The sequence below is a fragment of the Gottschalkiaceae bacterium SANA genome (assembly GCA_036323355.1).
Classification (GTDB): Bacteria; Bacillota; Clostridia; order Tissierellales; family GPF-1; genus GPF-1.
In genome coordinates this window covers 3,056,286-3,076,834 of sequence record AP028876.1, presented here as the reverse complement: position 1 = coordinate 3,076,834, position 20,549 = coordinate 3,056,286, and the positions used below count along the sequence as shown (strand labels likewise).

General features: G+C 36.5%; 21 protein-coding genes. 16 read left to right on the top strand and 5 right to left on the bottom strand.

All coding sequences use genetic code 11. The features are described 5' to 3' along the window. The first annotated feature begins 1,181 nt into the window (after positions 1–1,181). From AC25CA_RS14920 to AC25CA_RS14845, 16 genes are all read left to right on the top strand, one after another. Positions 1,182–2,321: a polysaccharide pyruvyl transferase family protein gene (locus AC25CA_RS14920; RefSeq protein ID WP_486814632.1), complete on the top strand. Its 1,140-nt coding sequence runs from the start codon at positions 1,182–1,184 to the stop codon at positions 2,319–2,321. A gap of 285 nt (positions 2,322–2,606) precedes the next feature. Further along, a complete protein-coding gene (locus tag AC25CA_RS14915; RefSeq protein WP_486814631.1) occupies positions 2,607–4,142 on the top strand; it encodes a lipopolysaccharide biosynthesis protein in 1,536 nt (511 codons plus the stop codon). A 26-nt stretch (positions 4,143–4,168) separates the two neighbouring features. Next, positions 4,169–5,362 carry a Coenzyme F420 hydrogenase/dehydrogenase, beta subunit C-terminal domain gene (locus tag AC25CA_RS14910; RefSeq protein ID WP_486814630.1) on the top strand — a complete coding sequence of 398 codons (1,194 nt, stop codon included), beginning with the start codon at positions 4,169–4,171 and terminating at the stop codon, positions 5,360–5,362. 35 nt (positions 5,363–5,397) lie between these two features. Continuing rightward, positions 5,398–6,396 carry an NAD-dependent epimerase/dehydratase family protein gene (locus tag AC25CA_RS14905; protein ID WP_486814629.1) on the top strand — a complete coding sequence of 333 codons (999 nt, stop codon included), beginning with the start codon at positions 5,398–5,400 and terminating at the stop codon, positions 6,394–6,396. 23 nt (positions 6,397–6,419) lie between these two features. Then, positions 6,420–7,586, top strand: coding sequence for a nucleotide sugar dehydrogenase (locus AC25CA_RS14900; RefSeq protein ID WP_486814628.1), 1,167 nt, complete (start codon positions 6,420–6,422; stop codon positions 7,584–7,586). Between the two features lie 21 nt (positions 7,587–7,607). Then, on the top strand, positions 7,608–8,093 hold the full coding sequence (locus AC25CA_RS14895) for a VanZ family protein (RefSeq protein ID WP_486814627.1): 486 nt from the start codon (positions 7,608–7,610) through the stop codon (positions 8,091–8,093). A gap of 155 nt (positions 8,094–8,248) precedes the next feature. After that, positions 8,249–9,316, top strand: a complete 1,068-nt coding sequence (locus AC25CA_RS14890) for an SIS domain-containing protein (protein ID WP_486814626.1) — start codon at positions 8,249–8,251, stop codon at positions 9,314–9,316. Positions 9,317–9,332: 16 nt separating this feature from the next. Beyond that, positions 9,333–9,752, top strand: coding sequence for a PTS sugar transporter subunit IIA (locus AC25CA_RS14885; protein ID WP_486814625.1), 420 nt, complete (start codon positions 9,333–9,335; stop codon positions 9,750–9,752). A 12-nt stretch (positions 9,753–9,764) separates the two neighbouring features. Then, positions 9,765–10,250, top strand: a complete 486-nt coding sequence (locus tag AC25CA_RS14880; protein ID WP_486814624.1) for a PTS sugar transporter subunit IIB — start codon at positions 9,765–9,767, stop codon at positions 10,248–10,250. A 14-nt stretch (positions 10,251–10,264) separates the two neighbouring features. Next, positions 10,265–11,047 carry a PTS mannose/fructose/sorbose/N-acetylgalactosamine transporter subunit IIC gene (locus AC25CA_RS14875; protein WP_486814623.1) on the top strand — a complete coding sequence of 261 codons (783 nt, stop codon included), beginning with the start codon at positions 10,265–10,267 and terminating at the stop codon, positions 11,045–11,047. Then, positions 11,040–11,858: a PTS system mannose/fructose/sorbose family transporter subunit IID gene (locus AC25CA_RS14870; RefSeq protein WP_486814622.1), complete on the top strand. Its 819-nt coding sequence runs from the start codon at positions 11,040–11,042 to the stop codon at positions 11,856–11,858. The genes AC25CA_RS14875 and AC25CA_RS14870 overlap by 8 nt, the downstream gene beginning before the upstream one ends. A 68-nt stretch (positions 11,859–11,926) precedes the next feature. Next, positions 11,927–13,843, top strand: coding sequence for a BglG family transcription antiterminator (locus AC25CA_RS14865; RefSeq protein ID WP_486814621.1), 1,917 nt, complete (start codon positions 11,927–11,929; stop codon positions 13,841–13,843). A gap of 22 nt (positions 13,844–13,865) precedes the next feature. Further along, on the top strand, positions 13,866–14,603 hold the full coding sequence (locus AC25CA_RS14860) for a sulfite exporter TauE/SafE family protein (RefSeq protein WP_486814620.1): 738 nt from the start codon (positions 13,866–13,868) through the stop codon (positions 14,601–14,603). A gap of 368 nt (positions 14,604–14,971) precedes the next feature. Further along, a complete protein-coding gene (locus AC25CA_RS14855) occupies positions 14,972–15,226 on the top strand; it encodes a Fic family protein (protein WP_486814619.1) in 255 nt (84 codons plus the stop codon). A 320-nt stretch (positions 15,227–15,546) separates the two neighbouring features. Continuing rightward, the gene (locus AC25CA_RS14850) at positions 15,547–16,746 is read left to right on the top strand and encodes a competence protein CoiA family protein (protein WP_486814618.1); all 1,200 of its coding nucleotides are present in this window, start codon (positions 15,547–15,549) and stop codon (positions 16,744–16,746) included. A 61-nt stretch (positions 16,747–16,807) separates the two neighbouring features. Next, positions 16,808–17,656: an Nmad3 family putative nucleotide modification protein gene (locus AC25CA_RS14845; RefSeq protein ID WP_486814617.1), complete on the top strand. Its 849-nt coding sequence runs from the start codon at positions 16,808–16,810 to the stop codon at positions 17,654–17,656. A gap of 218 nt (positions 17,657–17,874) precedes the next feature. On the opposite strand, the gene AC25CA_RS14840 is transcribed toward AC25CA_RS14845, so the two are convergent. The 5 genes from AC25CA_RS14840 to AC25CA_RS14820 form a co-directional block, all read right to left on the bottom strand. Next, positions 17,875–19,077, bottom strand: coding sequence for an ATP-binding protein (locus tag AC25CA_RS14840; RefSeq protein ID WP_486814616.1), 1,203 nt, complete (start codon positions 19,075–19,077; stop codon positions 17,875–17,877). 150 nt (positions 19,078–19,227) lie between these two features. Further along, the gene (locus AC25CA_RS14835; protein ID WP_486814615.1) at positions 19,228–19,791 is read right to left on the bottom strand and encodes a peptidoglycan recognition protein family protein; all 564 of its coding nucleotides are present in this window, start codon (positions 19,789–19,791) and stop codon (positions 19,228–19,230) included. After that, positions 19,788–19,934 carry a YvrJ family protein gene (locus AC25CA_RS14830; RefSeq protein ID WP_486814614.1) on the bottom strand — a complete coding sequence of 49 codons (147 nt, stop codon included), beginning with the start codon at positions 19,932–19,934 and terminating at the stop codon, positions 19,788–19,790. Before AC25CA_RS14830 ends, AC25CA_RS14835 begins: the two co-directional genes overlap by 4 nt. A 61-nt stretch (positions 19,935–19,995) precedes the next feature. Then, positions 19,996–20,220 (bottom strand): DUF2922 domain-containing protein, encoded by a 225-nt coding sequence (locus tag AC25CA_RS14825; RefSeq protein ID WP_486814613.1) that lies wholly within the window; start codon positions 20,218–20,220, stop codon positions 19,996–19,998. A 35-nt stretch (positions 20,221–20,255) separates the two neighbouring features. Next, positions 20,256–20,483, bottom strand: a complete 228-nt coding sequence (locus AC25CA_RS14820; protein ID WP_486814612.1) for a DUF1659 domain-containing protein — start codon at positions 20,481–20,483, stop codon at positions 20,256–20,258. Between the last annotated feature and the right edge of the window lie 66 nt (positions 20,484–20,549).

Here is a 20,549-nt window from a genome sequence, read left to right as displayed (position 1 = left end):
GATATTTTGTCGTAAGTTCAATCGGTAGATTTTAAGGATGTATGGGAATCTGTACCAATGTATGTTTAAGGAAAACTCCAGCAGATAAAATTCCCACGGATTTATTATTACTTGAAGTTAAACCAACTCAACATCATACGTGTTTTAAGTTAGCAAATTGATATATCTATCTCAGAGGATGGTATTTCATAAAATTTATCAATTTTGGTAATAGTACAAAGTAGCTAAATAGCATTAGAGTAAGGAATCACACTTCTATCCAGTCTTCGTCAAATGCTATATTTTATTGCTGAATATATTTTAGATATGAGGATTTATAACATACGTTTCGTCTGTTTCTCGGTCAGATGATATCCACCGAGATTTAATAGTCCGCTATACATGAGGTGGATTTGCTAAACATGTCAGTACGACATTATCAAGGGCAACATTACAAACAGTATGGACATTCCGAAACCTGTTTTTTAACTACTTTAACAAAAATAAGTTTAGAGCGACTAGTGTATTCACGAAGAATACGAATAGGTTATCGGGCATAGAACTACCAGTGACTAAACTTAGACGAAAAGATTACAAATTCATTTAAAATCTCTCATCCCATGTATTATCTTTATAGCTTTAATCCATTTAGGATTAGCAACGGTAATAGATACGATATCTTCTAGAGATTTCAGAATTGTACTCAACATTTTTCTGTGGATTTTATACTTACATCAAAATAGTTGTTATCAATGAATCATTGCTTTAACGGAAGAATAGGATTGTTAAAAATATAGAATTGCTTTATAAGCTAATGGGGAACTATCTCTTGAGAAGCAATGATTGTGTCAACGAAAAAAGTCCTATGTACATCGATAAATTACAAACAGGACAAATGAATTTCACGGCGCACCCTCATTTTTAAAAGTTGAGGATAAAGATATTGACTGAATTACTATATATTTAGCGAGTAGTTAAAACCTTTTTAGTGTGTAGTTTTTAAACCACTTATTTGTAGTTGAAAGATGAATCCTACACTATTTTTTTATCGATTAAAGCAAAGAATAGCAGCTATGAATTACCTTACTGTGCTTTGTAGTGTAAATTCTCCTTAAGCAAATCAAATTAAAATGGTGAATTTTGAGCACCGAATTCTCAATACTAATTGTGCTACCAGTGTCAGCGGCGGGAAGGAGGCTTTTATGAAGGTTGGAATAATTACTTTTTATAACAATTCGGTTAATTATGGCGGAGTTCTTCAAGCTTATGCGTTGTGCAAGGCTATACAGAATATGGGCTATGATTGCGAGCAAATATCATATGAGAATTCAATTTCAAGAATTCTAAATCGTGGTAACTTTCTAATGAGAACAATTAGAAGTGTATTGTATTACTCAAGACAGACGTTGAACAGGAAAATGTTTAAAAAAAGACATAAAGCCATTGCTGAATTTAGAAATATGATTCCACACAGTTCTGTTGTTTATGATGAAAATAACATCAAAGAATGCACAGACATGTATGATATCTTTATTACGGGTAGCGATCAGGTTTGGAATCTTGATTCGTTTCAACCTGCTTTTTTCTTGGATTTTGTTTTAGGGAAAAAAAAGATAGCTTACGCAGTGAGTCTTGGAAAGAAGCAATTAACAACGGAAGAATTGGGATTATTCAAAAGAAAAATAGAAGACTTCAATTATATTTCTGTTAGAGAAAATGATGCAGTCGAGTTATTGGCTAAAGCTACTTCAAAACCAATTTTTTGTACACTTGATCCGACATTACTACTTGAGAGAGAAGAGTGGGATAATGTATCATCAGTTCGCCTAGTAGAAGAATCGTATGTATTTTGTCATTTTATAGGGGATGATGGGGAATTACGTAAAATTTCTAGAGAATACGCAAGGAAATATAAAAAAAAATTGGTAACGTTACCGCATCCATCTAGAATTAATAAGAGCGATTTACTTTTTGGGGATATACAAATGAAGGATGCTAATCCTGGTGATTTCATATCCTTAATTAAGTATGCTGATACTGTTTTTACAGATAGTTTTCACTGCTGTGCTTTCTCATCCATTTACGAAAAACAGTTTTTCGCTTTTCATAGACTTGGGAAAAATGGAATGGGATCTAGGATTCATTCATTGACTTCTATGTTTAATGCACCTAATCATTTTTGCAGTTCTGCAGATCGGAGAAAACTAGAATACATAGAGTCGGTTGAAGATATCAATTATGCGAAGTATTCAGATGAGTTTAATAATTTAAAGGCTCATTCATTTGACTATCTCAGTAGTTGCATAGCAACAGAAAAACGAAACATTTCGTTTATAGATTAAGAGTATTTAATAGCAAATAGTTTTAAATAGATAAAACCAGGACTTTTATTATCATATATACAAATGGCGTGTGGAGTGATGATAAACTTATTGTATACTTCAATAATGGTTCATATACTTCGAAGAAATAAGAACTGACTATATAGAAAATAGACCTTGAAATTATGTGCCTAAAAATGAAAATATTTTTAATAATGACGATAAGAGCCTTCAATGTATATTAGAAAATGAAAGGAAGAAATCTAATAATTATTTATTAGAAGCATTAAATAAAGGTGATATAATTTGAAATTTAAAAAAGAGATTAATCAATTAAAAGCTGGAGCTACCTTATCATATATATCAATGGGACTAGGTTATCTAGTTTCTATAATTTATACTCCGATAATGCTAAGGTTATTGGGGCAAAGTGAGTACGGTCTTTATAACTTAGTAGCATCTGTGGTTGCTTATTTAGGTATTTTAAATTTTGGATTCGGCAGTGCTTATATGCGCTATTATTCAAGATACAAGACTGAAGATGAGAGCGCAATGATAGCTACCTTGAATGGAATGTTCTTAATTATTTTTTCTGTTCTAGGATTAATAACCGTAGTTGCAGGAACAATATTAGTGTTTAATACAGAAATGATTTTTGGGTCAGAACTAACTAATACAGAGCTTTTCAAAGCGAAAATTTTGATGATGATTTTAGTAATTAATTTGGCAATCTCATTTCCAAACATAGTGTTTACCTCACATATAACAGCTAATGAAAAATTTGTATTTCAAAAGCTAGTACAGATGATTAAAACAATAGCTAATCCATTTGTTGTATTACCACTTTTAATTTTAGGTTATGGATCAGTGGGTATGGTTATTTCTACCACTTTTTTGAACATTGTTATTGAGGTGATAAATGCAGTGTATTGTACTAAAAAACTTAAAATGAAATTTTCTTTTAAGAATTTTGATTTTAAGTTAATGAGGGAGATGACTGTTTTTTCTTCATTTATTTTTATAAACCTGTTGATTGATCAGATCAACTGGAATGTGGACAAGCTCATTTTAGGAAGATTTCATGGAACTGTTTCCGTTGCTATATATGGGTTAGCAGCACAGTTGAACATCTATTATTTATCAATTGCTTCAGCAATATCAAGTGTGTTCATTCCAAGAATACATAGGATAGTTATAAACTCTGATAGCAATGATGAACTAACGAAATTATTTATAAGAATAGGTAGAATTCAGTTTATTATACTATCGTTAATTTCAAGTGGTCTGATTTTCTTCGGAAGATCGTTCATTAATATGTGGGCAGGAAAAAACTATGATGATTCTTATCCAATAGTATTATTGTTAATTATTCCTGTTACAATTCCACTTATTCAAAATATAGGGATAGAAATACAAAGAGCAAAAAATATGCATCAATTTAGATCATGGATTTATTTTTTCATTGCACTTGTTAACTTAGGAATAACTATTCCGTTAGCGAAGATGTATGGTGGGATTGGTGCAGCAATTGGTACTGGTGGAGCACTTATAATAGGAAATGGCTTTATAATGAACTGGTATAACCATGTAAAAGTCGGTTTGAATATGAAGCTTTTTTGGAAACAGATATTAAGTTTTACTCCAGCTTTGATAATTCCGATAATTGTTGGTTTACTTATTAATAACTTCTTTGATCTTCATAGCCTACTTAACTTCTTTGGATTTGGAATTATTTATGTTGTCATGTTTTTTGTTTCAATGTGGTTCTTTGGAATGAATCAATATGAAAAAGACTTGATCGGGAAACCGATAAAAAGGTTGGCTAGAAGGATATTTAAGTAAATAATTAGAACATGGGTGGTTTTAATATGATTGATAAAGAGTTAAAAAAATATAAAAGTTGTATGGGTTGCCATGCATGTTATAGTATTTGTCCAGCGGGTTGTATTGCCATGGATGAAGATAAAGAAGGATTTAGATATCCTAGAGTTAATTATGAGAAATGTATAAGATGTAGTAAATGCATTGATGTATGTCCTATAATTAATAAAACTATGGTTGAGAGTAATCCGAAATCGTATGCGTGTTTAAATAATGATGAAGATGTTAGGTTAGATAGCTCATCTGGTGGAATGTTTACATTAATTGCAGAAAAAATAATCGATTTAGGCGGAGTTGTTTTTGGAGCAGGTTTTAATGATGAGTTTGAAGTTAAACATAGCTATGTAGAAGCAAAAGAAAGACTTTGGCAACTTAGAGGATCAAAATATGTGCAGAGCAAGATCGGGGATTCATATCAGCAAGCAAAGAAATTTTTGGATTCTAAAAGAGGAGTATTATTTACAGGTACGCCTTGTCAGATTGCGGGATTGCAATCCTATTTAGGTAAATCGTATAGTAATCTCATAACGATAGACATTATTTGCCATGGAGTACCTTCACCAGAGATATGGCGTAAGTATGTTGAATTTCGTGAAAGTAGGGCAGAGTCACGAGTCAAGAGAATTGATTTTAGGCAAAAGGATGAAGGTTGGAAGCGATACTCTGTATTATTTTTATTCAAGAACAATACAGAGTATCGACAAAATCTACATAAAGATCTTTACATGAGAGCTTTTTTGAAAGATGTTTGTTTGAGACCATCGTGTTATGATTGTAAATTTAAAGGGTTGAATCGTCAGAGTGATATTACACTTGCAGATTTCTGGGGAATTCAAAATATGTTGCCAGAGATGGATGATGATAAAGGAACATCTTTAATATTTGTAAATAGTGAGAGCGGACAAAGTGTATTTAATGAAATAAAAGATGGAATGATTTATAAAGAAGTTGATCTAGAAGAAGCTGTTAAATATAATTCAGCGGCGATTAAATCTTCTCAATATAATGCTAAGCGTGATATGTTTATGGCAGAAAAAGATAATTTATCTTTTGATAGATTAGTAAAAAAAAATTGTACAGATAAATTAACAATTAGGATCAAAAGAAAATTTAGATTGATTATAAAAAAGATAGTAATTAAATTAGGATTAATGAATGTGATAAAAAAACTTATGAGGTAGAAGCATTTACCCATGAAAGGCGAGAGCGACAAAAAATGAAAACAATCTTAATTACAGGAGCGGCTGGCTTCATAGGTTCTAACTTAGCCAAAGCTCTAATTTCAGATAATAAAATAATCGGATTTGACAATGTGAATGATTATTATGATGTGAAGTTAAAAAAATATCGTTTATTTCAGCTTGAATCTTCTCCTAACTTCACATTTATAAAAGGTGATTTAGCAGATAAACAGGCTGTTGATTCTATTTTTGCACAGCATCAACCTGATATCATTGTTAACTTAGCAGCACAAGCAGGAGTACGCTATTCTATTGATAACCCTCAGGCGTATATTGATGCTAATATTATTGGCTTCTTTAATATTTTGGAGGCATGTCGGAATAATCCAGTTGAACATCTAGTTTATGCATCATCTTCATCTGTTTATGGATCTAATAAAAAAGTTCCATATTCCACTGATGACAAGGTGGACAATCCGGTATCACTTTATGCAGCAACGAAGAAGTCAAATGAGTTAATGGCTCATGCTTATTCTAAGCTTTATGATATTCCAGCTACAGGGCTTCGCTTTTTTACTGTTTATGGACCTGCTGGAAGACCAGATATGGCTTATTTTAAATTTACCAATAAACTAGTCAAAGGTGAAAAGATACAAATTTATAACTACGGTGAAATGTATCGTGATTTTACATATATTGATGACATTGTAACCGGTGTGATTAATGTGATGAATAAAGCGCCGAAGCCGAATGAAGATGGTGTGAAATATAAGGTATATAACATTGGAAATAGCAGTCCTGAGAGTTTAATGAACTTTGTAAATATATTGGAACTGAAACTCATGAAATACGGTATTATTGATACTTTGGCAAAGAAGGAATTATTGCCAATGCAACAAGGTGATGTCTATCAAACCTATGCGGATGTATCGGAACTAGAAAAGGACTTTGGATTCAAACCAAGTACAAGTCTTGATGAAGGACTAGATTATTTTGCTAAATGGTATAAAGAATTTTATGGAGCGAAGGAATAATAGTAGGTTGAGGGGGTATTGACATGAAAGTTACAATAGCAGGAACTGGTTATGTAGGTTTATCGAATGCGGTTCTTTTGGCACAAAACAATGAAGTTATTGCATTGGATATTATCAAAGAAAAAGTAGATATGATTAATCGGGGCCAATCACCGATTATTGATACAGAGATTGAAGACTACTTGGCGAATAAATCTTTGAATCTTGTTGCGACAACCGATAATTACTTGGCCTTTAAAGATGCTGAGTTTGTTATTATATCCACACCAACAAACTATGATGTTGAAAAGAATTACTTTAATACGCGCACCGTTGAAGCAGTGATAGCAAATGTCTTATCGATTAATCCGGATGCGGTAATGGTAATAAAATCTACTGTACCAGTTGGATATACTGAGAAAGTACGTGAAATGTTTGATACGGAGAATATTCTCTTTTCGCCTGAATTCTTGCGTGAGGGGAAAGCGTTATACGATAACTTATATCCGTCTCGTATTGTAGTTGGTGAGCAATCTGAACGTGCTGAAAAGTTTGCTTCTTTGTTGGCTGGTGGGGCCATTAAAGAAGATATCGACATACTCTTCACCAATTCCACAGAAGCGGAAGCCATTAAACTCTTTGCCAATACATATTTAGCCATGCGCGTTTCGTTTTTTAATGAATTGGACACCTATGCGGAAGTCCGTGGTTTAGAAACAAAGCAAATTGTAGATGGTGTTAGTTTGGATCCACGTATTGGCTCCCACTATAACAACCCATCTTTTGGTTATGGGGGTTATTGCTTACCAAAGGATACAAAACAACTTTTAGCCAATTATGCACATGTACCAAATAACATAATGGGTGCAATTGTTGATGCCAATCGAACAAGGAAAGATCATATTGCAGATATGATTTTGGCACGAAAACCGAAGATTGTTGGTGTGCATCGACTGACGATGAAAACTGGTTCTGATAATTTTCGTCAATCTTCTATTCAAGGTGTTATGAAACGAATCAAAGCCAAGGGCATTGAAGTCGTTGTATTCGAACCAGCATTGAAAGAAGAATCTTTTTACAACTCTCGTGTGATTCGAGATTTGGAAGAATTTAAAGCTATATCGGATGTGATTGTTTGTAATCGCATGGATCAAGACCTACGTGATGTGGAAGAAAAGATCTATACAAGAGATTTGTATTGTAGAGATTAGTATAAACTACCGGGGGGAAGGATGGAGTTAACCAGATCAAGAACAATCATCATTGTCATAGCATGGTCATTGGTCCTTTTGTGGATGGGTGTGATTTATAGCCTGTCTTCACAAGTAGCTGTTGAGTCGAATGCCTTGAGTCATGGGGTGACAGAAGTTATTGTAGAAGCTGTTCAAACTGTGGTTCCTTCTGCTGAATTCGATGTCGATGATTTCAATCATTTGATTCGAAAGAATGCGCATTTGCTTGCCTATTTGATTCTGGGCTTCTTGGTTAGTCATGCCTTTGCACGGAATGGATTACATGGCCGTGAGAATGCCAGGCATACGCTGATTATCTGTGTTTTGTACGCACTATCGGATGAGATGCATCAGATGATGGTGCCTGGTAGAGGACCGGCATTGATGGATGTAATGATTGATTCACTTGGTGTTTGTATCGGTCTTTCACTCTACTATTTCATACATGTTGCAAGGAAACGTGTACGAAGGAAAATAATTGAATAGTCATGGTAAGGCAACCTGCTGGTTGCCTTTTTTTTGTGTATAAAATCGTTATATTTGAAACTTGCACCCTATGGAGTGCAAATGGTAAAGTTGAGTGTAGCTGAGAAGTCTTTATAATCATAGTTACAAGAACATATGGATCAAGAGGAGACGAAATGAGAACGCTACTGAAGAGTATTGAAGAGATTCCAGAAAAATTAAAGAATGTTTGTGACAATAGACAAGATATATATGATAAACTCAAGGCTTATGTGGGTGAAAAGAAGATTGGGAAGATTCTAATCGTTGGATCAGGAACTTCTTACAATGCTGCTTTAACCACAAAGATGTTTGGGGAAAAGGTGTTAAACGTACCGGTTGAAATCATGTACCCAAATGATTTTTATCATTACTATAACAAGTCGTTTTTAACAGATGATGTGTTGACTATCTTTATTTCACAAACGGGTTCAACAAAATTGGTATATGACTCTTTGGTATTGGTTAAGAATTTGGGGCTGATGAACATTGCCATTACGGAAAATAGTGATTCGGCTATTGCTAAAGAAGCATCCCTTGATTTGGACATGGGTACGGGGATTGAAGAATATGTGTACCGGACCATTGGGTATTCAACAACATGTGCAACCATGTATCTGGTGTATTTGAATCTTCTTCGCGTTGATAAGGGTATTTCACCTGAAGCCTATGATGGATATATTTTGGATTTTATGAAGGCTGTTTCAAGCATTGAGGGAATTACAGCCCGTACACATATCTGGTACGAAAAACATGCAGAGGCCATTTCAAGCTTCAACAAATTTATCTTTGCCGGTGCAGCAGACCTTTTACCAGTTGCCATGGAAGCGGATATTAAATTTATGGAAATGGTGCCGGTCTTTACAAACTCCTTTGAAATGGAAGAGCTGATTCATGGGCCACAAAATGCCTTTGATGAAAGTATTGGTTACTTCTTGATTTCGAAGTCTGGCGTGGATAGCGAAAAGGCTGGGCGAATTGCCGCCTTTATCCGGGGTGAGATTGGGGAGAATGCAATTTTAGTTGGTGATGTTGAGGCATGTGACATGGACATTTTCATTGATTATGCCAGTGAGAACTTTTACCCGCTAGAAGCAATTACAGCTTTGCAGGTATTGGCTTATCGCATATCTGTTGATCGGGGTCGAGATTTAAGTGTAAGAATCAATTCTTCAATTAACAACTATATAACAAAATTATTGTAAGGGGAGGTGAAGGTCTTTGTTAAAAATACTATTGGTTAGCCATGGTCGGTTTGCAGAAGGCATTAAAGATGCAGCTGAAATTATTATGGGGAAACAAGAAAATTTGAGTTTTATTAATGCTTATACAAACGATGTGCCTTTTGAGGAACAATTGGGGACATATCTATCATCGGTTGACCTATCTGTGGATAAGTTAATTATTGTTGCAGATCTATTTGGTGGCAGTGTGAACCAGAAAACCATGTTGAAAGTTGATTTGGATCAAGTCATTCTAGTGACAGGGCTCTGTCTGCCTTTGCTTTTAGAACTGCTTATGCTAAGTGAAGACAATGCGACTGAGGAGTCGGTTAGAAAGATTCTTGAGGTGTCTAAAGAAGGTTTGTTGTTGGTTCGAGATAAGATTAAACCGAATCAAGCAGATGACTTTGATTTTTAGTGAGGAGACAAGATGATAGTAAAAATGAGAATTGATGACCGACTGCTGCATGGTCAAATTGCATATAGCTGGAGAGCAGCGCTCTCTTATCAGGCAATTGTTATTGCCAGTGATGCAGCTGCCAATGATGACATTCGAAAAGCAGCCATGAAGATGTCAACGCCAGACGGTGTGAAACTTGCCGTTCGAACCATTGAAGAAGCAGGGAAATTATTGATGAATCCGAAATTGGCGAAGCTGAAAGTCTTTGTGATTACAGCCAACCCCAAGGATGCGTATCAATTGTTGAACTTAATTGAAGAGAGACCTTCGCTGAATGTTGGTGGCATGCAAAAAGCAGTAGATAAAGTAGCATTTTCTGCGGCAGTATTTACTTCAAAGGAAGATATTCAATATTTGGATCAAATGGACGAAATGGGGATTGAGATTGAAGTTCGACAGGTGCCCACGGAGTCTGCAAAAAAATATCAATCAATACGCAAGAAAATTAAATTTTAGAGAGGGGTTTAGCTATGGGAGCAGCAATATCAGTTGGTTTAACATTAGCAGTTATTTGGTTTTTAGAAAAAATGACGGGAACATCCATGGTTGCAAGACCAATCGTTGTTTCATCAGTGATTGGCTTGTTACTAGGAGATGTAACAACAGGGGTAATGATTGGTGCATCACTTGAATTGATCTTTATGGGAGCCATTCAAATTGGAGGGGCCGTTCCACCGGATCCGCTTTTTGGCGCAGCATTGGGGACAGCGTTTGCCATTTTAACGGGTGAAGGCATTGAAGTCGCTTTGGCTTTGGCATTGCCAATTGCAATTTTGGCACAATCATTGAAAGTCGTTATCTTTATTATTCGTAGTTGGTTTATGGATTATGCAGTAAAAATGGCAGAAGAAGCAAATATCAAAGGTCTTATTTCATTAAATATTGGCGGACTACTTATGCAATGTGCCATTTATTTTATTGTCGGATTTACAGCAATTACATTCGGATCGGCAGCGGTACAAGTCTTTGTCGATAATATTCCAGTGGTTATTATGAGTGGTTTGAAGGTTGCAGGTGGTTTATTGCCAGCCGTTGGTTTTGCTTTACTATTACGACCAATGATGAACAAAAGCAATTTCCTTTATTTCTTACTTGGTTTTATTCTAGTCTCATATATGGCATTGCCAATGTTAGCAATCACAATTATTGGTGTCGTATTGGCCTTTATCATTGTTTTTGAAAAAAGTGATGTTGGGGTTGCACTAGCGGGAAATGCAGCGGATGATGAAATGGAGGGACTTTTTGATGAGTAATAAAGTGAAGTCAACAAAAGAAGATAAGAAGATGTTTAGAGAGTTGTTTCTCAGCTCTTTCGTATTGGAAGCATCCTACAACTATGAACGTCAACAAGGTCTAGGTTTTGCAGTTGGTATGTGGCCTGCCATTAAACGTTTTTACAAGACCAAGGAAGAACGGGCAGAAGCACTTCAGCGTCATTTGGCCATCTTTAATATTACTCCTCATCTTGCACCGACAGTAACGGGTGTTGCAACTGCCATGGAATTAAAAGCAAGTCAAGATGAAAGCTTTGACAGAGAGGCGATCAACAGCATTAAAGTCGGCTTAATGGGTCCTTTATCTGGTATTGGTGATTCAATCTTCTGGGGTACCTTGCGAGTGATTACGGTTGGTATTGGTGTTTCCCTTGCAAAGGATGGAAATGTTTTAGGCCCACTATTGTTCTTGCTTTTATACAATATTCCTCATCTTTTGGTGCGCTATTACGGTCTTGTATTTGGTTATAAGTTTGGTACAAGCTTAATCAGTTCTGCGAGTGAGTCTGGCTTGATTACAAAGATGTCTAAAGCGGCAACCATTGTTGGTTTAACCGTGATTGGAGCCATGACAGCATCCATGGTTCGAATGAAAACCGCACTGGCTGGCAATTTTGGCGGGGTTGAGTTTGAATTGCAAACCTACCTGGATCAAATCTTTCCTTTGCTGTTGCCATTGGCTTATACACTATTTATGTTTTGGTTGCTTAAGAAAAATCAAAAACCAACCATGCTATTGTTTACCACAATTGCAATTGGCATTGCAGGTGTTTTGATCGGCGTACTATAAAAGACCCATATGCTATAATGATGCTACATGAGAAACTGGTCATGTAGCATTTTTATAGGGGAGCGCTTATGGAAAAGTATAATCTTACGGGCAGACAAATATTAATTGTAAATAGTCTCTATAAAAAGGGGACACTGCGGTCTCATGATCTATCTCTTTTGATCAATGTTTCTTTGCGGACAATAAAATATGAAATCAAAGAGATTAAAAAGAAACTTAATGATGATCTCATTCAATTGGTTAGTTCCTCAAAAGGATATACCATTACCATTCATGATTCTGACTTTGAAGACTATTTGAATGACTTAAATTCTTCAAGAAAAATCAAGGTCATTGACACCCTGCATGTTCATAACTATGAGCGTGTCTTTTACATCTTAAGAAGAATTCTAACGGATGACAGCTATGTGAAATTCGATGAATTGTCTCAAGAAATTTATGTGAGTTTATCAACACTCAATCAAGATATTAAAGAAGTGAAACGAATATTAAAGAGATATAATTTGGAAATAACATCAAGACCCCACTACGGGATTCGTGTAAAGGGATCGGAGCAGAATAAGCGGCTTTGTATTTCTGAATATATCTTTTATAACGAACAGGTTTTTATTGAACAGTATTTGGAAAATATTCAAGAGAGTTTTGTTATTGAACTTGGACAGATTGATCAAGTAGAAAGAATTTTACGGTCTTGGACCATTGATAACAATGTTCTGCTTTCCGATATATCCATTCGGAATATTTCCATTCATATCGCCATTACTTTAATTCGAAATAAGCAGGGGCATTTTATTGAGGTATCGGACAAGTATTTTGAGAAAATCAGCAATGACGCTTTATTTGTTTTAGTGAGTGGTCTGGTCCATGAGGTTGAAACGATATTCTCTTATGCCTTTAATCGGGAAGAAGTGGCCTATATTTTTATGCATATCGACAGCAAACGGGTAATTGATGAATCGGAAGGAATGGGTCGTGCTCAACGTATTGATGTGGATGAAGTTTTAGATGCTGTGTTTGCAGAAATCTATAACAACTTTGACATTGAAATTTCCAATGACATTGGCTTAAGAAAATTCTTGTCCCTTCATATTCCTCAAATGATTAAACGAATCAATAACAATTTGATTGTTAGAAATCCAATTATTCATGAGAACCTTAGAAAATACCTATATGCGACTAAGGTAACCATTTCAGCAGTCGCAATTATTGAATCGTATTACAAGGTCAAAATTCCTTTAGATGAATTTGGCTACTTGCTGTTTTACTTTAACATGGCCCTTTTGAATTTGAAAAAGAGTCGGCTCTTTAAAATTGGCTTTATTTCTTCCAGAGGAAGATCAGAGTCTTTAATGTATGAAAACGAGCTGAAAGCCTCTTTTAGCAATGCAGAGGTGATTCGTTTTTCTAACTTGAAAGAGGCTGAAGAAAAATACGAAGAAGTGGATCTTGTTGTTTCGATTAACCGGATGAAGTCAAAGGTCATTAAACACTTTGTATCGGTTGAAGAAGGCTTGTTTATTGAGAAAGTCCAAAATTTTCTTCGAAAAATCGATTTGTATGCTTTGGATATCGACAATTATTTTCGTCCGGAATTTCTTGTGACTGGGGTAAAGGGTGATTCTAGAACTATTATTCTGGCAGAAATTTATGACAAGCTAGTGAATTTGGGCATGATTGAACAAAGCCAGGATAGAAAGATTCCATTTATCTCCCATGAAATTGGAAATAAAGTGGTTAATCTTCAGGATTTGTATAAGCTGATTAGAAAAGACATATGCATGGTCTGTGTGCTGGAAAAACCAATCTTTTGGGAAAAAAGTGTGGTTGAAGTGCTATTTTTGATCAAGACGAAGAAATCAGGAGACAAAGATTTATTTATTTTGTGCGAACTGTTTTCTAAGTTCGTATCAGAGAAGAGCAAAATTAATAGGCTGATCAATGATCAAGACTATGGTGTGTTTATGGATGACTTTCTTGATTATTGATGGCAAGAGGAGTATGTAAAGAATGACATTGATTGCTGCATTGGGGACTATTGTGTTACTTGCCCATTTTTTAGAGGGCATTACTGGCTTTGGCTGTACGGTACTTGCATTGCCTTTTTGTATTGCATTAATTGGCGTAAAAACGGCGGTGCCAGTCCTTACTATGTTGGGTTGGATTCTCGCTTTGTATATTGTTATCACTGATCGAAAGTCGATTGTTGTAAAAGAGTATTTGAAGATATTGGGCTATGTTATTTTGGGTCTGCCCTTGGGGATCTTTTTGTTTGCCTATCTGCCAGAAGCACCTTTGAAAATTCTATTGGGTGTCTTTATGATACTTGTTGCCATAAGCGGACTGGTTAAAAGCTATTGGCCAGGTGTGGGGAAGTTGAAGGTTAACCCTCGACTAGAAGCTGTGGTTATGAATGTATTTCTGTTGCTAGGCGGGGTTATACATGGTGCCTTTTCTTCTGGTGGTCCCTTTATTGTGACCTATGCCACCAAGAAGCTGACAGATAAGAGTGCCTTTCGGGCAACTCTGTCTGCCATTTGGTTGACACTAAACACCATTATGATTGCGACAAATATGACTCGTGGAAGTTATGGACAAGAAGTCTATGAAATTTTGGGCTATATGATTCCATTTCTATTGGTTGGCTTGATTTTAGGGAATATTGCCCATAAAAGAATCGATGGGGCTAGTTTCACCAAGATGGTTTACAGCGTGTTGTTGGTGTCTGGGGCATTTATGTTTGCGTAGGATGAAGGTATACGTAAAACTTATTATTAAGTGAAAATCTAAGAGTCGCTGAATATCAGCTCGGGATAGGTTTTTGTTGAAATATGTGGCTCATCGACAATGGTGTTGTAAAACACTAAAAATAGTAGCAAAAGAAAACCCACTATTTAGGCTGATTGAAGATATTTAGGTACTTGGTGGGTTTGTTTTGTAGTGAAGAGGATTTTTCACCTTATCCCTAGAATCCAAAGATTGCAAAGTTCTTTAAAGAGATTGGATGGGTTGATGAACTAGGATCAGGAGTTAGGAACATTTACAAATATAACAAGATCTATTCTGGTGCTGATCCTGAGTTCATCGAGGGAGATGTATTTAAAACGATTATTCCATTGATAGCGAAGAGTAGTGAACATGATGGTGAACATGATGGTGAACATGATGAAATCCAAGATATTACAGCAAAGTTATTGAAATTTTGTAAAGAACCTAAAACAAGAGTAGAAATTCAGGAATTCTTAGAAATTAAAAGTAGAAGTTATTTAAGTCAAAAGATATTGCGTCCATTGATTAAAGGAGAGCTACTAAAACTGACTATTCCTGATAAACCAACAAGCAAAAATCAGAAATATTACTCTAATAGATAAGTTCTTAATTCATTGCATTATGGTGGTATTTTTAAAGTAGCATATACAGATTTAAAGGCACCAACAGAAAATAAAACAGCAACCTTGTTGAGTAATCAAGGTTGCTGATCTGGTTAATAGTGGAGACTATTGACCATAAAAAGAATCGATGGGGCGTTTATGTTTGCGTAAAGGTAAGGTAAAAGAGAATATGGGGTGAATATAGCGGTACTGACTTCTTGTTAGTGCCGTTTTTTTATTCTAAATTAACTTTTATTAGAAAAATAGACAGAATATACAAACAAGAGTATGATTAAAATAGATGGTCAGGAGGGATGAAAATGTCCGATAATGTTAAGTTAGCTTATGGATTGTACAGAGAGAATGGTATTGAAAGACTGGTTCATATCTCAGAAATCAAACGTGAGAATACTGGATTAGAATGCCATTGTTTTTGTCCCTCATGCGATGCGCGGTTACAAGCAAAATTACCAAGGACTGATCCGGATTTTACTCCTCGATTTGCACATCATGAAGTAGATGCATGTCGATATGCTGCTGAAACAGCAGTACATCTAAAAGCCAAAGAACTTTTAGCTGAAAAAAAGTGGATACGTTTACCTAAAGTATATGCGGGTTATGAGAACAAGAGTAGAATCCTATGTGATGAAAGGGAAATCACATTCGAAAGAGTAGAAATTGAATACCGATTTGGCAAGATTATACCCGATGTTGTAGCATATGTTGAAAATAAAAAAACTGGGGAAGTTAAACCTCTATTGATTGAAATCAAGGTGACACATGGGATTAATAATCGGAAGCTTGAAATAATAAGGCAGGATGAACTTGCTACAATTGAGGTGGATTTATCAGATATGAAAGGCGTTATTGATCAGGAGTTGATCCTTAACGAAGTGATAGCATCTACAGGCAGAAAGGGTTGGATTTATAATAAGCATTCTGAAGTGGATAGAGAGAAGGCTTTGATGAATCGAGATAGAAATCAACGATATTTTTTAGATGTAATGGAGAAGAGTAGAGAACGAAGGAGCAATGAAAGAAAGGATAAACTTGAAAGAATCTATGCGGTCCACAACTTTTTCGATAAAGTAGAATCGATAAGTGAGTGGGAGAACGAATATATGTGTGATTCGCGTTGGAAAAGTGCAGTTTCCCGAATGCAAATTGATGAAAATAAAATACCGTACTATATTAATCAAAGAATAAAGGGTGAGTTTGTTTTTGGATGCGATCATAGAATCTGGCAGGCTGTTCTTTTTGATCAGTATATTTATGTGAATAGTAGAAAACCTGGTTACCACTTTTCCTTCACTTTGGATGAAGTACGTACAATGCTGATTATTGCATTTGAGGAAGACATAATTGATGATTTTCTACATCTAAAAAATATGAAAGAATGTAAAGGTATAGCAGATCTCACTGATGTCATTTATTCATATCTGATGAAACTTGTGAAATTTGGATTTCTTAGCGTAGATAAGTCTAAGGATATATTTAAGACTGTGTTTCATGTGGATTAGGAATGTGATATTGTAATCCACATTGAATGAATATGTAACTTGGATACTGGAGGATGTTGAAATGAAAATTATACTAAGTCGAAAAGGATTTGATTCCGCTGCTGGCGGATATGCAAATCCGATTTTACCTGATGGAACCTTGTTGTCTTTGCCCATTCCGGATAAATCATCATCTGTTTGCTTTTCTGACTTGTCCTATAAGGGTAAATCCTATTATGAGATCATGGGGGAATTGCATGGGACCAAGATGAAAGAGGATGGAAAACCGGCAATCTTGAGTGAAATAAGTGGTTGTCATTTGGACCCGGATATTCGGGTGGAAGCTGTGAAGCGACTATCTGGCTGGAAAGGGCTATTTGGCCAGATCGGAGCAGCACAAAGCCATCTGAAGAATCAATCGGTTGGGGTTGGTGATCTCTTCTTGTACTTTGGCTGGTTTAGAAAGACTGTTTTGGTGGATGGGAAGTTGAAGTTTGACAAAAACGACAAGCATGGGCGGCATATCATCTATGGATATTTGCAGGTGGGGGACGTCATTTCTGCTAATCGGGAGGCTGTCTTTGAGCCTTGGATGATGGGACATCCGCATACATACAGTGAACGATTAGACCGGACTGGGAATACTATATATGTTGCTAAGGATTCACTAAGCTTTAACGACAAGCTTGCTGGCTACGGTGTTTTTGCCTATGATGACCGTTTGGTATTCACCAAACCTGGCGAGGCTCGAAGCAAATGGACTTTACCAGATTGTTTTTGTCATGCTGAGATTTCATATCATACAAAAAACAATTGGAAGGATGGATATTTTCAGTCTGCTGCAAGGGGACAAGAATTTGTGATTGGGGAGAATGATGAAGTATTCAAGTGGGCAGAAAGGTTATTCATGGACAAAGCGATGAACATTTAGAATGTTTGCGTTGAAACGAATGACGGTCTTTTGTAATAAAAAACTTCTATCGAAGAAATTAACAAGTAGGCAGAAATGAAGAACTCTGCCTACTTGTTTTTTTATGCACTAGAGCATCAGTTATGTAAGGAACAGCCAGAACCCGTGTAGACTGGCCAGTTGAAAAGTTTGACGTGGTTTACTTCGCTCTTGTTTAAATGTTGGCCTTCATCATCACGCTAATTAAGCAAGAAATCAATGATATTGGTTACCTTGATGCCAGAGTAGTCATTGAAGATGGTTTGATCCATGGTCAAAATATATTTCGGATAATTATCTGAGATTGATTCAAGAGGTCTTAGTTCTCGTGCTCTCGTTTTTTCATCCATGATGGTGGCAGAAACCTGATAGTAGATTTTTTCATCGTCTTTAGTAGCAACAAAGTCAACTTCTAACGAACCGATTTTTCCGATGCTTACTCGATAGCCACGTCTTAATAGCTCTAGATAAACAATGTTTTCTAATACATGGCCATAATGGGTATTACCTAGCCCTGTAAGTTTATTGCGAATTCCTATGTCGACGATATAGTATTTTTCAAGGGTTTTGAGAAATAGTTTCCCTTTTAAATCATAACGATTGGCCTTGTAAATGATAAATGCATTTTCAAGCATTTTAAGGTAATTATCAATGGTATCGCTGGTTGTTTTCCTACCGTTGCTGGTGAGATAGTCAGCTATTTTTTTTGTTGAGACAATGTTACCAACATTAGCAGCGATGAATTTTAAAATGCTTTCAAGAAGAGCTGCATCCCTGACGCCATTTCTTTCAACAACGTCTTTCATAAGTACAGTATTGTAGATGCCTTCCAGGAAAGAGTCGATGGTATTCGGCTTGTCTAATAATTCAATCACAGTGGGGAGTCCACCATACTGAAGGTATTGATTAAAGGTCTCTAGAAGATTGTCTTCTTTGTCCGCTTCTAAGAAATCTAAATACTCCTTGAAAGATAAAGGTTGCATTTTAATCTCAACGTATCGGCCAGACAATAGAGTGGAAAGCTCTGAAGACAATAGATAGGCATTAGATCCTGTTAGATAGATGTCAACATTGGCATCCACCAGGAGAGAATTAATGACTCTTTCCCATGAAGATACTTGCTGGACTTCATCGAGAAGAATATAATGTTTTTCGTTTTTATCAATTAAGCGCTCATTAATGTAGGCATGGAGTTCTTTGTAACTAGTAATTTCATCGAACTGAAAAGACTCAAAGTTCATGCGGATAATATGGTCCTTATCAACACCGTTTGCGAGTAAATGATTTTCAAAAAGTGAGAGCAAAGTTGACTTACCTGAACGTCGTAAACCGGTGATTACCTTAATTAGTTTCTTATTTTTGAACGTGATTAGCTGATTGAGATAAAGATCTCTACTTTTCATAACATCACCTCTTAATAAAATTATAGTCGAAAAAAGAAGTGATAGCAATTTTTTTACGAGTATAGTCGAAAAACTTTATTCATTTGCAAAATGGAATTGAAAAACAGACTGACAGCCATGTTTGCTCAACATAGTTGCCGGTCTGTTTTGTTATTTAAAGTCCATGCTGGTTTCACCTGTGTCCATCTTTGCCTTCACCAGCCACTTGAGGGCTTGCCAATCATCGGGGTTGTTGACCCACCACCGGTGGCAGTCTTTCCAGCCCACAATCTCTTGGTGAAGATAGAGGTCGGTTAAGGGATTTAATTGCCAGCGGTTACATAAAATAGCAAGACGTTCAATGAGGGTGACAACAGTTGCCTGTTTCATTCTGCCGGCCCTGTCGGTGTGGCAGCATTCTATGCCATAGGTGCAATTGTTGGGGTAGGTAGAAAGGCGTTTGATGCCTTCCTTTTGATAGGATTTGGATCCTACATGGTAAGCCATTTCATGTTCTGGGATACATCTGATGATTTCTCCCTGGTTTCCAATGATTTCATGGGCGGAACCAAAGCCTTTGTCGCCCGTCTTTCTGGATTCGAAAAAGTTACGATTTGCTTCTGCTGTTGTGTTTGGGTTAGCCACCCAGTGGATGACGATCCCCTTGATTGTGGGAAGTCGTCTTTGGGGCCTTGACCATCGGTTTGGGGTGAGCCAGCAATCTTTGATCTTCATTTCTGCATCACCTGAATGACCTTGGAGAGCTCCTGGATGCTCTGGGTGAGCTTGTCCATCTTGTTCTCCACGCGGACCAGCAAATAAATGCTGACGGCGATGGGGAATCCAACATTGCCAACGGCTCCCATCATTTCTTCCATATGATTCTCCTTTCTTTAATTGGCCTAAAAAAAGGGCCGGCATTTGCCAGCCCTAGGGAATTTATGCTTCTTCTACATCGAGGTCGGTTTTGGTTGTTTCAATAATCGTTGCATCAACGATTTGAACCAAAGCACCACCGTTGGAATCGAAGATGTTCTCGTCCAAGACCATCTGCATTGCAGCCTTGACTTCAGCATCTGTCACATTCGCTCGGGGATCATCAATCGAAAGGCTGACCCGGTTGCCGTCTGCATTTCGAAAACTCATTAGCAATTTCTTTGTCATTATGTCACCTCCTTCCTTTTAGTTAGGCGTTCTTGCTAGATGGCTTCTTCCAATTGACCGTAGTCAATTCGTTCGTATCCGTTGACCGGATGTTCCTGCAGGTCCATGATTGCGTCCATTACAGAATAAACGGCATCTTGGGTTGCAGTGGGTTTCACACGGGAAAATGTTTTGGACTTGTAAATCGGTTCGCCCAATTCATCACTTCCCACTTGCAAGGTCGCACGTAGGCGCGATTCGCTAGGAATTAGATTTGCTGCCATATTATCACCTCCTTTCACTACTCTTATGATGGAAAGGGAGAAATCGGGGGACAAGGCATGAGTTGG

Coding starts and splice junctions, on each gene's coding strand:
- AC25CA_RS14875 (WP_486814623.1), top strand. CDS start 10,265: ATGGGAGCAGCAATATCAGTTGGTTTAACATTAGCAGTTATTTGGTTT.
- AC25CA_RS14910 (WP_486814630.1), top strand. CDS start 4,169: ATGATTGATAAAGAGTTAAAAAAATATAAAAGTTGTATGGGTTGCCAT.
- AC25CA_RS14905 (WP_486814629.1), top strand. CDS start 5,398: ATGAAAACAATCTTAATTACAGGAGCGGCTGGCTTCATAGGTTCTAAC.
- AC25CA_RS14895 (WP_486814627.1), top strand. CDS start 7,608: ATGGAGTTAACCAGATCAAGAACAATCATCATTGTCATAGCATGGTCA.
- AC25CA_RS14860 (WP_486814620.1), top strand. CDS start 13,866: ATGACATTGATTGCTGCATTGGGGACTATTGTGTTACTTGCCCATTTT.
- AC25CA_RS14840 (WP_486814616.1), bottom strand. CDS start 19,077: ATGAAAAGTAGAGATCTTTATCTCAATCAGCTAATCACGTTCAAAAAT.
- AC25CA_RS14865 (WP_486814621.1), top strand. CDS start 11,927: ATGGAAAAGTATAATCTTACGGGCAGACAAATATTAATTGTAAATAGT.
- AC25CA_RS14825 (WP_486814613.1), bottom strand. CDS start 20,220: ATGACAAAGAAATTGCTAATGAGTTTTCGAAATGCAGACGGCAACCGG.
- AC25CA_RS14890 (WP_486814626.1), top strand. CDS start 8,249: ATGAGAACGCTACTGAAGAGTATTGAAGAGATTCCAGAAAAATTAAAG.
- AC25CA_RS14835 (WP_486814615.1), bottom strand. CDS start 19,791: ATGAAGATCAAAGATTGCTGGCTCACCCCAAACCGATGGTCAAGGCCC.
- AC25CA_RS14820 (WP_486814612.1), bottom strand. CDS start 20,483: ATGGCAGCAAATCTAATTCCTAGCGAATCGCGCCTACGTGCGACCTTG.
- AC25CA_RS14870 (WP_486814622.1), top strand. CDS start 11,040: ATGAGTAATAAAGTGAAGTCAACAAAAGAAGATAAGAAGATGTTTAGA.
- AC25CA_RS14920 (WP_486814632.1), top strand. CDS start 1,182: ATGAAGGTTGGAATAATTACTTTTTATAACAATTCGGTTAATTATGGC.
- AC25CA_RS14880 (WP_486814624.1), top strand. CDS start 9,765: ATGATAGTAAAAATGAGAATTGATGACCGACTGCTGCATGGTCAAATT.
- AC25CA_RS14830 (WP_486814614.1), bottom strand. CDS start 19,934: ATGGAAGAAATGATGGGAGCCGTTGGCAATGTTGGATTCCCCATCGCC.
- AC25CA_RS14845 (WP_486814617.1), top strand. CDS start 16,808: ATGAAAATTATACTAAGTCGAAAAGGATTTGATTCCGCTGCTGGCGGA.
- AC25CA_RS14900 (WP_486814628.1), top strand. CDS start 6,420: ATGAAAGTTACAATAGCAGGAACTGGTTATGTAGGTTTATCGAATGCG.
- AC25CA_RS14850 (WP_486814618.1), top strand. CDS start 15,547: ATGTCCGATAATGTTAAGTTAGCTTATGGATTGTACAGAGAGAATGGT.